The following is a 12,547-nucleotide window of genomic DNA, read 5'->3' as shown; positions in this document are numbered from 1 at the left end:
AGTGATCATCCGGGTGCGTGGCAGAGTGGCAGCGTGTCCCCCGCCGACCCTGCCGCCACCCGGACGCTGCGACCGCCCGAGCAGTACGACCTGCTCGGCACGGTGGCGCCGCTGGCAATGGGGGCGCACGATCCCTGCGCCCGGATCGCGGCCGGCACCTTCTGGTGGACCGCCCGCACCCCCGACGGCCCCGGCACCCTGAGCCTGCACCGCCAGGGCGGTGAGCTGCTCGCGCAGGGGTACGGCCCGGGTGCGGCAGCGGTCGTGGCGGTCGCCGACCGGATCGCCGGGCTGCACGACGACGTCACCGGCTTCGCCGAGCTCGCCACCGCCCACCCGGTGGTGCACCGCCTCGCTCGCGCCCACCCGGGGCTGCGGATGCCGGCCACCGGAGAGCTATTCCCGCGGCTGCTCCGGGCGGTCTTCGAGCAGAAGGTGACCGGCAAGGAGGCGTACCGGGCGTACGCGGCGACGGTGCGCCGCTTCGGCGAGCCTGCGCCGGGGCCGCTGCAGCCGCTCTGGGTGCCGCCGGAGCCGGCGGTGATCGCCGCGCAGCCCTACTGGGTCTTTCATCCGTTCGGGGTCGAGCAGCGCCGGGCGGAGACGCTGCGCCGGGCGGCGGCCGAGGCCGGGCGGCTTGCCCGCTGCGCCGACGCGACGGAAGCGACCCGGCGGCTGGTGGCGATCCGCGGCATCGGGGCGTGGACAGCCGCCGAGGTGGTCCGGATCGTGCACGGCGACCCGGACGCGGTCAGCGTGGGCGATTTCCACATCCCGAACATGGTCGCCTGGGCGCTGGCCGGTGAGGCGCGCGCCGACGACGCCCGGCTGCTGGAGCTGCTGGAGCCGTTCCGGGGGCACCGGGGCCGGGTCTGCCGGCTGCTGCTGGCCGAGGGCGTGCAGGCCCCGAAGTTCGGCCCGCGGATGCCGCTGCGCTCGTTCGCCCGCTACTAACCCAGAGGACAGATCAAGCCGGATCAGGACGACCGGGTCCGGGACTGCCGGATCAGGACGGCCGGGTCCGCGTCAGGCGACCTCGTGCAGGTCGGCGAGGGTGATCGGGCTGCGCCGGCGCAGCAACCGTTCCAGGTCGGCGACCGAGGCGACCTCCCCGACGACCTCCTTGCCGCCGCCGAACTCGGGCCGGTAGCGGTGCACGAGCCGGTACCGGTAACGGCCGGCGATCAACTCGACCGTCACCTGCCAGCGTCCGCAGCAGTCACAGACCCACCCGTGCACGTCCGCGAAGCTAGCTCCGGCCGGCGTGACCAGCGGGACGTTTGAGGCTGCTGTGAATGGCGTGACCGCTGGTGCCGGTGATCTGCCTCACGGCGGCGGGATATATTCACCCTCGTCCACGGTCGCGACGAAATGGGGTAGGCCCGATGAGCGACTGGAACGCCAAGGTCATCGACGAGTTCCGCGCCAACGAGGGCCGGGTGGGCGGTCCGTTCGCCGGGGCGCCCATGGTGCTGGTGCACCACCGGGGCCGCAAGAGCGGACGCGAACTCGTCAGCCCGATGATGTACCTGCCACATGAGACCGACGAAGAGATCATTTACGTCTTCGCGTCCAAGGGCGGGGCCCCGGAGAACCCCGACTGGTACCGCAACCTCATCGCCGCAGGTGAGGCCGCCGTCGAACGCGGCACCGAGACCTACCCCGTCCGGGTGCGCGAGCTGACCGGAGACGAACGCGACCAGCGCTACGACGAGCAGGCCCGCCGCTATCCCGGCTTCGCCGAGTACGCGCAGAAGACCGCGGGGATCCGCACCATTCCCGTCCTCGAACTCACCCGCGTGCCCGCCGCCTGATCCGCAGCCGCAGCCGCAGGTAACCGAAAATGTGACCGGCGGTGGCGGCTATCTACCGCACCGTGTCGGGGGCTTCTGGTTGACTGGCCCGGTGAAGCTCCCCGTCGATCCCCCGGTCGAGCCGATGCTCGCCAAGAGCGTGCCGCAGATCCCCACCGACGCCGGCATGACCTACGAACCGAAGTGGGACGGTTTCCGCTGCATCGTCTTCCGCGACGGCGACGAGGTCGAGCTGGCCAGCCGCGGCGGCAAGACCCTCACCCGGTACTTCCCCGACGTCGTCGCGCAGGCCCGCCGTCAGCTCCCCACCCGCTGCGCCGTCGACGGTGAGATCATCATCATCCGCCGCGACGGGCCGGACGGCCGCCCCCGGCTCGACTTCGACCGCCTCTCCCAGCGCATCCATCCGGCCGCCTCCCGGGTGCGGATGCTCACCGAGACGACCCCGGCGGATTTCGTCGCCTTCGACCTGCTCGCCATCGACGACGAGTCGCTGATGGACCAGCCGTACCCGGTCCGGCGGGCCCGGCTCACCGCGGCGCTGGCGAAGGTGGCGCCACCGATCCACGTCACCCAGGTCACCTCCGATGTCGACACCGCCCGGCGGTGGTTCGAGATCTTCGAGGGCGCCGGGCTGGACGGGCTGATCGCCAAAGGGGCCGACCTGCCGTACGCGCCGGGCAAGCGCCTGATGTTCAAGGTCAAGCACACCCGCACCGCCGATGTCGTGGTCGCCGGGTTCCGCTGGCACAAGTCCGGCCCGGTCGTCGGTTCGCTGCTGCTCGGGCTCTACGACGACGCCGGGGTGCTGCACCACGTCGGCGTCTGCGCCTCGTTCACCGCGGCCCGCCGGGCCGAGCTGGTGGAGGAGCTCGCGCCGTACCGGGAGAACGTGACCGGGCATCCGTGGACGCACGGCGACCACAGCGCCGGGCAGCGCATCCCCGGTGGACAGAGCCGGTGGAGCGGCGGCAAGAACCTCGAGTGGGAGGCGCTGCGCCCCGAGTTGGTCGCCGAGGTCGGGTACGACGCGATGGAGGACGACCGGTTTCGGCACACCGCCCGTTTCCTGCGCTGGCGGCCGGACCGTGATCCCCGCTCCTGCACCTACGACCAGCTCGACCGGCCGGTGCGCTACGACGTCGACGAGGTGCTCCGGGGTGATCCGGCGGCGACCCCCGAGGGGACCGTACGCTGATCGGCACTCGGGCCGCGGCCGACCGCACGGTACGCCGATGCGGCCCCGACGGCCGAAGGACCGCGGCAAGCGGTGATCCAGCCAAGGGAAGGCGTGTCGTGACCCCCACCCAGCACCCGGCGAGCGGGGCCCTCGCCCGTACGGCCTCGCGGGGCCGGCTCGCCGCTCTCGTCGCCGTCCTGGTCGCCGGAGCCGGCTGCATACTTCCGGTCTTCGCCCCCAACACCGGCGACACCGAGGAGGAGGTAACCCCGTACGGCGCGCCGGCCAAGTGGCGCGACTGCCCGGAGGTGGCCCGCGAGCTGGTCGGCCGGGAAGCGCCGAACATGCGCTACTCCTGCGCCACCATCGAGGTGCCGCGCAACTGGGACACGGTGGGACCGAACGCCTCGGCGAACCTGCCGGGTGCCGGCGAGACCTTCGAGATCGCCCTGCTGCGAGCGCGCTCGACGAAGCAGACCGACCGGATCGGCTCACTGCTGATCAACCCGGGTGGCCCGGGCGGCTCCGGCGTGGACACCGCCGTCTACCTCTCCTTCGGCTCCGCCTACGGCGGCGTCTCCGAGTCCGTCACCGAACGCTTCGACCTGATCGGTTTCGACCCGCGCGGCGTGGCCCGTTCCAGCCCGGTCGAGTGCATCTCCGATGCCCGCCTCGACCTGATGTTCGGCGCCGAGCCTGACCCGCGCAGCCAGCAGGACTTCGACAAACTGGTGACGCTCAGCCGCGCCATCGGCGCCGACTGCGGCAACGAGTACGGCGACCAGCTGCCACTCTTCTCCACCGAGCAGGCGGCCCGGGACATGGACGCGATCCGCGGCGCCGTCGGCGACCCGAAGCTCACCTACCTCGGCTACTCGTACGGCACCCTGCTCGGCGCCGTCTACGCCCAGCTCTTCCCGCAGAACGTACGGGCGCTGGTCCTCGACGGCGCGATCGACCCGCAGGACGACCTGGTCGCCGGCTCCGAGTCACAGGCCCAGGGTTTCGAGAAGGCCTTCGGCAACTTCACCACCTGGTGCGCGGCCACGCCGGAGCGCTGCCCCATCGCCCCGGACGCCCGCGCGGCGGTCGTCGACGCCCTCGACAAGGCCCGCGTCGACCCGGTGCGCGCCGCCGACGGCCGGGAGGCGACCGCCGGCTGGGTCTTCTACGCCGTCATCTCCTCCCTCTACACCGAGAGCGGCTGGGCCGAGCTCGCCCAGGCGATCGAGCAGCTGCGCGGCGGCAACCCGAGCGGCGTTTTCGACCTGGCCGACTCCTACGCCGACCGCGACCCAAACGGGCAGTACAGCAACCTCTTCGACGCCAACCTCGCCGTCAACTGCGCCGACGAGGCCGACGTGCCGACCGTGGCGCAGGTACGCGACTACCAGTCACAGTGGCGCGAGAAGTACCCGCTCTTCGGTGCGCCGCTGGCCGTGGGCATGCTCTCCTGCACCGAGTGGCCGGGCAGCCGCGACCCGTACCCGACCGGGCCGGCCGCGGGTGCCCCGCCGATCCTGGTGGTCGGCACCACCGGCGACCCGGCGACCCCGTACGAGCAGGCCCCGAAGCTCGCCGAGATGCTCGGGGCGGGACAGCTGCTGACCTGGGACGGTGAAGGGCACACCGCCTACCCGCAGACCACCTGCGTGACGCAGGCGGTGGACGCGTACCTGCTGAATCTGACCGTGCCGGCGGAGGGGACCGTCTGCCCGGCCCGCTGACAGCGGCTCGGTTTCGTCGCCTCCCACGAAGGGCTCAAGCTGACCCTGTGACCTCGGCGGGTCTACTCGTCGACGACCTGGCCGTCGCGCAGCAGCAGGCTCCGGTCGGCCATCTCGATCAGGGCGGGGTCGTGGGTGGCGACCAGTGCGGTCATGCCCCGGGCGTGCACCACGGCCCGGATCAGCTCCATGATGGCGCGCCCGGTCACCGAGTCGAGCTGGCCGGTGGGCTCGTCGGCGATGAGCACCTGCGGGTCGTTGGCCAGTGCGCGGGCGAGCGCCACCCGCTGCTGCTGCCCGCCGGAAAGTTCGGTGGGGCGCTGCGCGGCGTGTCCGCCGAGGCCGACCAGCTCCAGCAGCACCGCCACCCGCTCCTCCCGCTGCGCCGCCGGCACCTTGGCAAGGCGCATCGGCACCCCGACGTTCTCGGCGGCGGTGAGGATCGGCACCAGGCCGAAGCCCTGGAAGACGAAGCCGACGGTGCCGCGGCGCAGCCGCATCAGTTCCCGGTCGTCGGCCGCGCCGACGTCGTGCCCGGCCACGGTCACTCGTCCGGTGTCGGGCCGGTCCAGGCCGCCGACCAGGTTCAGCAGCGTCGTCTTGCCCGCGCCGGAGCGGCCGCGGACCGCCACGATCTCGCCCGCGCCGGCGGTGAAGGAGACCTGGCGCAGCGCATGCACCGCCCGTTCGCCGCGGCCGTAGACGCGGCTGATCCCTTCGGCGTGTACGACCTGCCGGGTGACGATGTCGGTCATGGCTGCTTCCCCTCCTCGGTCGCGCCGGGACGGACCTGGACGTGGTCCGGTTCGAGGGTGAGCCGGACCCGGTCGCGCAGCTCCAGCGCCTCGACGAACGGGGCGGGTAGCTGCATCCGGCCGTTGCGGTCCAGCACCGCGTACTCCTCACTGACCAGTTCGGTGCTGCCGTCGGCGGCGGTGCGCGCGGTCCGCCGCACCTCGGAGGCGGTCCGCCCGTCCCTGATGGCGACCACCCGGTGCACCTGCCCGGCGACGGCCTGGTCGTGGGTGACCACGACGATGGTCACGCCGAGTTCGGCGTTGATGGCGCGCAGGGTGGCGAAGAGTTCGGCACCGGTCGCTTCGTCGAGTTCGCCGGTGGGCTCGTCGGCGAAGAGGACCTCCGGGTCGTTGGCGACGGCGACGGCGACGGCAACCCGCTGCTGCTCGCCGCCGCTGAGCCGGGCCGGTTCGCGGTCGGCGCCGTGGGTCATGCCGACCAGCTCCAGCAGCTCGTCGGCGCGTCTGCGCCGGGCCTTCGCTCCGAGCCGCCCGGCGAGCTGCATGGGCAGTTCGACGTTCTGCCGGGCGGTCAGGTACGGCAGCAGGTTGCGGGCCGTCTGCTGCCAGACGAAACCCACCACCTCGCGCCGGTAGCGCAACCGGCGGCGGGCGGAGAGGGCCAGCAGGTCGTAGTCACCGACCCGGGCCAGTCCGGCGGTCGGCACGTCCAGTCCGGAGAGGATGTTGAGCAGGGTGGACTTGCCGGAGCCCGAGGCGCCGACGATCGCCAGCAGCTCACCGCAGTCGATGACCAGGTCGAGTCCCTGCAGGGCGAAGACCTCCACTCCCTCGGTCTTGAAGATGCGTACCAGCCCGTCGCAACGGATGTGCCCGCCCAACCGGTCGGTGCCGCCGGCCCGCTCGGCCGCCCGCTGCGCCGCCCGCTGGTGCAGGGTTGACAGGTCGGGGACCGAGGGAGTCTGCGTGACGTCGGCCATCTCAGCTCTCCTCTCCGAGCCGCAGCGCCTGACCCAGACGGGTCCGGCGGTTGTTCACTGACTCCACCAGCCAGGCGAGCAGCAGACCGGCGACGGCGAGCGCGGCGACGCCGGCGAGCAGCGCCGGGCGCGGGTCGACCGGCACCGGCACACCGCCGGTCACCGCGCGCAGCGCCAGGACCGGGCCGAGCAGTCGTGGCAGGAGCGCGCCGACCACGGCACCGGCCAGCACGGCCGTCACCACCAGCGGCGCGATCTCGATCGTCAGCAGTCCCCGGGCCTGGCCGCGGGAGAGTCCCATGGTGCGCAGCCGCGACAGCAGCTCGCCCCGCTGCCGGTGCCCGGCCAGCACCGCGAACGCCACCGCGATCAGAGCGAGCAGCGTCCCGCCGACGGCGCCGGCGACGAAGGCGAACTGCACCAGCGCGTTGACGCCGGTGGCGGCGAGCCGGGTGTCGACCTGGGCCCGGGTCGTCACCTGCGTCGGGGAGGTGAGTCCGCCATCGGGGATCTGCTGGCTGTCCAGAAAGCGTTGCTGCCCCTCGTCGCCGGCCCGGGCCAGGGCAGCCGGGTCGGCCACCGCGCCCGAGAGCAGGAATCCGGTGGGGACCATCGGTACGCGGGTGCCGCTGGCCGCCGCCGCCCACGGCAGCACGAGGAAACGCCCCTCCGCCTGGTCGAGCAGGGGGAACTCGGCGAGCGCCCCCACGACCTCGATCGGCTGGCGGGCCACCGGCAGGGCCACCTCGGCCGCTGTGGCCCCGGCGAGATCCGCGGCGAGCGACGCCGACGCCAGTGCCGGCACCGGCCGCCCCTCGTGGTGCGGTTCCCGCAGCACGCCAGGCAGATCGTCGACACCGCCACTGACCCGGGCGTACGCGTCGACGTCGAGGATCAGCACGTCGATGGTGCCGAGTTCGGCGTGCACACCGTCGGCGTACACGCGCTGGTCGGTGAGGCTGATGAGCGGGGCCACCCCGGTGATCCCGGGCAGGTCGGCGAGCCGGTCGGCGGTGTCGGGGGCGTACCGGCCGCCGGTGATCAGGATGTCGGCCGGGACCTGCTGGCGGGCGGCGTGGGCCCGGCCTTCGGTGATGCCGGTGGCGAGGGCGGCACAGAAGATGCTGGTGGCGACGGCGACGACCACCACTACCAGCGGCGCGGTGACCGGCGCCCGGCCGGCCCGGGCGAGCCCCAGGAACGCGACCGCGCCGCGGCGGCGGGCCGCGACCGCGCCGGCCAGCCGCATCGGCAGCGGGTAAAGCCGCAGCACCAGGAGCGCGGCGGCGGCGGCCAGCAGCACCGGCACCGCCGCCAGCAGCGGATCGACCCCGGCACCGGTGTCCAGCCCGCGGGCCAGCAGCAGGTACGTCGCCATCCCCGTGACCAGCAGCAACGCCGTCTCGGCAGCGAGACGCGCAGTGGAGCCGGCGAGCCGGGACAGCCCGCCTCGGCCGGCGGTGGCGGGAGCCAGGAGCACGAAGAGCGCCGGCAGCAGCATCAGCACGACGGCGAGCACGGCGACGGGTGCGGGGTTGCCGGCGGGCAGCCCGGGCAGGAGCAGGCCGATCCCTGCACCGAGGAGCGCGGTGGGCGCCACCACGAGCGCCGTCTCGGCGAGGCTGCGGCGCAGCAGATTCCACCTGGATGCGCCCCGGGCCCGCAGCAACGCGTACTCGGCCTGACGGCGCCGGGCGGCGAAGGCCGCCGCAAGGCCGACCAGACCGGCCAGCGCGGCGACCACCCCGGCGGCGATGATCGCGAGCAGATTGCCGGCGGCCCGATGGCTCTCGGCGAACTGCCGCAGCGACAGGTCCACGCCCTGGGTGAGGTCCAGCTCGCCGGCCGTCTGACGGCGCAGTTGCTCGATGCCGTTGATGAGAGCGTCGAGTTCGGCCGCGTCGAGCCGTTCCACCGCGAGCCGGTAGCGCCATTCCCGCACTGATCCGCGGCCGAGGCTCTCGATGACAGCCTCGCTGGTGACGGCGCCGGCGAGGGACGGGCGGTCGTCGATCCGGGTCAGTTCCAGGGGGTTCCCCCAGATCTGCCAGATCCCGTCGTCGGCGTCGTGGGGCGTGAAGATGCCCACCACGATCACCGGCACGTCCCCGTTGGCGGAGACGAGCAGTTCGCTGCCGACGCGCAGGCCGAGCGCTTCGGCGACGGCCGCGGAGAGGGCGATCTCGGCGGGCCGGCTGAAGTGCGGCGCGCTCGGGTCCTCGGTGACGCCCAGCGGCGGCGCGGTGGCCGCCGGCCACGCTCCGTCGACCAGGTCGGCGGCCTGCGCGACGCCGTCGATCGCGACCAGGGAGAAGCGCGCGTCCGCTCCGGTGACCGACGCGTCCGGCAGGCCATGGTGGTACCAGTTGCCGTCGACGAGACGTTCCAGCTGCGCCGGCATCGCCGCGCGTAGCTCGGGAAGCCGGCTCGGCCCGCGCCGGCGCATCGCCTCCGGGTCGTCGAAGGGCAGATCCGTCGGACCGGCGTTGAAGCCGCGGAAGCCCGCCTGCTGCAGCACCAGTTGCCGGGCCCCGGCGGGCTGGTCGGCGACGTACTGGCGTAGTCCGTCGGTCGTCATCGCCCGGGTGAGGCGCGGCACGACGGTGACGGCGACGGCGGCGGTCAACGTCAGCACCGCCAGCAGCAGGAACGATCCGGCGTGGGCGCGGATGCGTCGGGTCGCTCTCATCGCTCGCCCCCGATCTGTGACTGCGCCGCGACGATCCGGGCCCGCAGGCTCGCGGTGACCGCGGCGCTGAAGAGCGCCGCGAGCGCGAGGACTGCGACGGCGGTGAGCCCGACCGCCGGCCAGGGCAGGCTGAACAGCGCTTCCGGGGCCGGCCGGGCGGCGCTGGGGTCGAGGATCACCAGCGGGGCCATGACGGCGGCGACCCCGGCGCCGACGCCGAGCCCGACCAGCACTCCCAGTACGGCGAGGAAGAGCTGCTCGGTCAGGAGCGAGCGGCGCAGCGTCCGGTGGTCGGCGCCGAGTGCGTGCAGGACGGCGAGTTCGCCGACCCGCCGGCGACCGTTGGCCCAGGCGTCGACGGCGAGCCCGACCAGGGCGAGCAGGATCGCCCCGAGCGCCGCCGCGAGCAGCCCGGTCCGCACCCCCAGCCAGTACGGATCCCGCGCGGCTGCCCCGGTTTCGGCGACCCGGTCGGCGACGGTGACTCCGGCCTGTGTCAGCTCCGCGGCGACGGTCTCGTGGTCGGCGTCGGCCACCGACAGCCACCACTCGGATTGCGGGCGCACGGTGCCGTGCTGCGCGATCAGCCATTCGACGGCGCTGGGCAGGTCGAGCAGCACCCCTGGGCCGGCACCGGCGCTGGGGAGCGCCTGCGCGACTGCGGCGATCCGCACCTCGACCGGTGTGCCCGCGAGGGTGATCCGGGTGACGTCGCCGATGCCGACGCGCAGCTCGGCGCTGACGGCGGGGGTGACGACGGCCGGTACGGCCTGCGGTGTCCCGGCGGGAATCACCATGAACCGCAGCCGGTTGCTGCGGCTGAGCTGTTCCGGCTTCCCCGGGGCGGAGACGCCGGCACCTCCGGTGGTCACGCCCTCGCTGCGCTGTCCCGTGGCGTCGGCGACGGCCCAGGCGGCCGGCAGTTCAAGCGGGGCCGCATCGACCCGCAGCCGGCCGAGTTCCAGCCGGTACGCCGGCCCGATGACGTCGGCAGCGGTCACCTCGAAGCCGGCCAGGCGCTGCTGGCGCCCGCCCAGGTCCGGCAGGTCGATGGCGAAGGGCACTTCCGGCGCGCCGGTGCGGACCTCGGCGACGGGCAGCCGTTGGACGATCCCGTCGGCGGTGGTCAGCACCAGCGACACCGCAACGCTCTCGGGTCCACCGGCGTCGGGGGCGGTCACGGCGACAGTGCCGGAGAGCTGCCGGGATCCGGCGGCCAGCGGGATAGCGGTGGAGGCGCTGCGGTGCCGTACGAGGGTGTCCAGCAGGTTCTGCGGGCCGGGCTCGGCCAGGTCGGAGCGGATCAGCAGCACGTCACCGGCGGCGGCCGCGTCGACGGCGAGCAGGGTGGTGGGAACCTGACCCGAGCCGACGCTGGTGTTCTCCCGCCAGCCGGGCAGTGCCCGCTGCACCCCGGTGAGTGCGGCGAGTTCGGCGGCGCGGCCGGTGGGGGCGTCGCCGGTGACCTCGGTCAGGCGCAGGTCGGCGCCGACGCGGTGGCCCGCCTGGTCGGTCTGGGAGTTTTCCCAGGTGTCCAGGAGCGACCAGGCCAGGGTGCTCGCGCCGACGGCGAGCGCCAGCAGCAGCACCGGGCCGGCGTGCGGGCGGCGACCCGCCTGCCAGGTGCCGAGCATGGCGCCCGGCCACTGCCGGGTGCCGACGAGCCGTTCGGCGAGCCGGGTGACGGCGGGGAGCAGCCGCAGCGCCAGCACGGCTCCGGCGAGGACCCCGAGCGTCGGCGCGGCGGCCAGCAGCGGGTCGATGCCGAGGCCGATGACGGGTGCGGCGTACTGGCGCAGTTGCAGCCAGGCCAGCAGCGCGAGGCCGACGAGGAGCAGGTCGGCACCGGCGCGCTGGGCGGCGGCCCAGCGCGCCGGACGCCCTTCGACGAGCAGGCGCTCGCCGGAGTTGCGCAGGTCCGGGGCGAGCATGGCGAGCAGGCAGCCGGCGCCGGCGGCGAGCGCCACCCACCAGGGCAGTGCCCCGCCGAGGATGCCCGGGTCGAGTTCGACGCCGGTCAGGCCGGTCGCGGCCGCGCCGCGCAGCAGCAGGTACGCCAGGGGTGGCGCCAGCAGCACGGCGGGTGCCACGACGAGGACGGCTTCCCGCAGGGTGAGGCGGACGATCTGGTGCCGGGCCGCGCCCCGGGCCCGCAGCAGCGCAGTCTGGGCGCGCCGCTCACCGCCGAGCAGCCCGGCGAGCAGCAGCAACGAGTAGCCGGCGAGGACGCCGATGAGCAGCAGCGGGGTGACCAGCGCGGAGCGTCCGACGAGGTCGGCGCGGCCGAGCCGGTCGGCGAGCCCGGCCAGGCCGGTGGTGATCTGCAACGACTCACCGAGTCCGGCCGAGTCCGGCAGCACCTCCCGCAGGCGCGTAACGGCGGTGCTCACCGCGCCGAGGTCGGCGGGGTCGACGGCGCGCAGGTTCGGCTGCGCCAGCCAGGCGGCGGAGGTGGTGCCGGTGAAGGTGCGGTCGAAGTCGGCCGGATCCACCACGAACGGCCCGTACGAGCTTCCGGTGGGGCGGTCGACGGCGGCCGGGGCGAGCCGCCAGTACGCCGATCCCGGGTCGACGGGGCGCCAGACGCCGGTGACGACGACAGTCCCCCGTGCACCGGTGGCCCGGTCGAGCAGCGGCACCCGGTCGCCGACGGCGAGCCCGAGCGCGGTGGCGACGGTTTCCGGTACGGCGACCTGCATCGGCGTCCGCCCGGCCGCCGGCCAGGCTCCGTCGAGGAGGGTCGCGGCCTCGGCGAGCCCTTCCAGGGTGCCGATGGTGGCGTACGCCTCGGCGACGGCGACGGTCGCGGGAAGGTTGCCGGTGAGCTGGCGGCCGGTGCCGTGGCGGGCGGCGGCGACGCCGACCGTTGTGGGGCCGAGCCCGTTGCCGAGTTCGGCCCGGACGGCGTCGTCGCGGCGGGTGTACTCGTCGGCGCCCCGCCCGGCGGTGCCGGTGATGAGCAGGCTGGTCTCGTCGACGGGCGCGGCGGCGAGGACGCTGCGGCGTCCGGCGTCGAGGGCTTGGCGGTTGTACTCGGTCAGCGCGGTCACGAAGGTGGTGGCGACCAGGGCCGCCACGAGCGCGGCCAGCAGCAGCCCGCGTGCCTCGCGCGCACGGCGCAGGACGAGTCTCACCGCGTGCCCTCCCCCCGACCGGTTAACTGAACGATTCAGTAGACGCGACCGGGAACCGCGCGCACACACCCTGTTACGGCATCGTTATCGCACCCGGCGCACATCACACCGGACGCATCGCCGCCCGAGTTCGCGGAAGGTCGATGTGCCAGGAAGTATGTTTCACCTTGGTGGCTACAACACGGCAGTTGTGCCCACTACGGCTGTGTAGTAGCGGAATCCGCGAGCATCACTTCCGGGGCCGTTACAGAACGTCACATCCATA

Annotated in this window: 9 protein-coding genes; 4 read left to right on the top strand and 5 right to left on the bottom strand. The window is 73.9% G+C overall.

Features of this window, described 5'->3' with window-relative positions; all coding sequences use genetic code 11:
- Window positions 1-33: 33 nt before the first annotated feature.
- On the top strand, window positions 34-954 hold the full coding sequence (locus ACK8GG_RS11200) for a DNA-3-methyladenine glycosylase family protein (protein ID WP_440356241.1): 921 nt from the start codon (window positions 34-36) through the stop codon (window positions 952-954).
- A gap of 72 nt (window positions 955-1,026) precedes the next feature.
- On the opposite strand, the gene ACK8GG_RS11195 is transcribed toward ACK8GG_RS11200, so the two are convergent.
- The gene (locus ACK8GG_RS11195) at window positions 1,027-1,200 is read right to left on the bottom strand and encodes a hypothetical protein (protein ID WP_440350156.1); all 174 of its coding nucleotides are present in this window, start codon (window positions 1,198-1,200) and stop codon (window positions 1,027-1,029) included.
- A 185-nt stretch (window positions 1,201-1,385) separates the two neighbouring features.
- On the opposite strand from ACK8GG_RS11195, the gene ACK8GG_RS11190 reads away from it, so the two are divergent.
- The 3 genes from ACK8GG_RS11190 to ACK8GG_RS11180 all read left to right on the top strand — a co-directional run bounded on the left by ACK8GG_RS11190 (window position 1,386) and on the right by ACK8GG_RS11180 (window position 4,721).
- Entirely contained in the window at window positions 1,386-1,814 is a 429-nt protein-coding gene (locus ACK8GG_RS11190) for a nitroreductase family deazaflavin-dependent oxidoreductase (protein ID WP_440356240.1), read from the top strand.
- 91 nt (window positions 1,815-1,905) lie between these two features.
- A complete protein-coding gene (locus ACK8GG_RS11185) occupies window positions 1,906-3,012 on the top strand; it encodes an ATP-dependent DNA ligase (protein WP_440356239.1) in 1,107 nt (368 codons plus the stop codon).
- 98 nt (window positions 3,013-3,110) lie between these two features.
- A complete protein-coding gene (locus ACK8GG_RS11180; RefSeq protein WP_440356238.1) occupies window positions 3,111-4,721 on the top strand; it encodes an alpha/beta hydrolase in 1,611 nt (536 codons plus the stop codon).
- Between the two features lie 62 nt (window positions 4,722-4,783).
- Here ACK8GG_RS11180 and ACK8GG_RS11175 read toward each other — a convergent pair whose 3' ends face one another.
- Genes ACK8GG_RS11175 through ACK8GG_RS11160 form a run of 4 tightly spaced genes read right to left on the bottom strand, consistent with a single transcriptional unit; the run spans window position 4,784 to window position 12,282 of the window.
- Window positions 4,784-5,476 (bottom strand): ABC transporter ATP-binding protein, encoded by a 693-nt coding sequence (locus ACK8GG_RS11175; RefSeq protein WP_440350152.1) that lies wholly within the window; start codon window positions 5,474-5,476, stop codon window positions 4,784-4,786.
- Window positions 5,473-6,459, bottom strand: coding sequence for an ABC transporter ATP-binding protein (locus ACK8GG_RS11170; RefSeq protein WP_440356237.1), 987 nt, complete (start codon window positions 6,457-6,459; stop codon window positions 5,473-5,475). Before ACK8GG_RS11170 ends, ACK8GG_RS11175 begins: the two co-directional genes overlap by 4 nt.
- A gap of 1 nt (window position 6,460) precedes the next feature.
- Window positions 6,461-9,148, bottom strand: coding sequence for an FtsX-like permease family protein (locus ACK8GG_RS11165; RefSeq protein ID WP_440356236.1), 2,688 nt, complete (start codon window positions 9,146-9,148; stop codon window positions 6,461-6,463).
- Complete coding sequence (locus ACK8GG_RS11160; RefSeq protein WP_440356235.1) at window positions 9,145-12,282, bottom strand: FtsX-like permease family protein; 3,138 nt, start codon at window positions 12,280-12,282, stop codon at window positions 9,145-9,147. Before ACK8GG_RS11160 ends, ACK8GG_RS11165 begins: the two co-directional genes overlap by 4 nt.
- Between the last annotated feature and the right edge of the window lie 265 nt (window positions 12,283-12,547).

Origin of the sequence: Melissospora conviva (assembly GCF_049523535.1) — a bacterium.
GTDB lineage: Bacteria > Actinomycetota > Actinomycetes > Mycobacteriales > Micromonosporaceae > Melissospora > Melissospora conviva.
The sequence above is the reverse complement of the archived record's forward strand: the minus strand, read 5'-3'. Positions and strand labels throughout refer to the sequence as shown.

Excerpts from the sequence above, each read along its gene's own strand:
- ACK8GG_RS11190 (WP_440356240.1), top strand. The coding sequence starts at position 1,386 with ATGAGCGACTGGAACGCCAAGGTCATCGACGAGTTCCGCGCCAACGAG.
- ACK8GG_RS11170 (WP_440356237.1), bottom strand. The coding sequence starts at position 6,459 with ATGGCCGACGTCACGCAGACTCCCTCGGTCCCCGACCTGTCAACCCTG.
- ACK8GG_RS11165 (WP_440356236.1), bottom strand. The coding sequence starts at position 9,148 with ATGAGAGCGACCCGACGCATCCGCGCCCACGCCGGATCGTTCCTGCTG.
- ACK8GG_RS11175 (WP_440350152.1), bottom strand. The coding sequence starts at position 5,476 with ATGACCGACATCGTCACCCGGCAGGTCGTACACGCCGAAGGGATCAGC.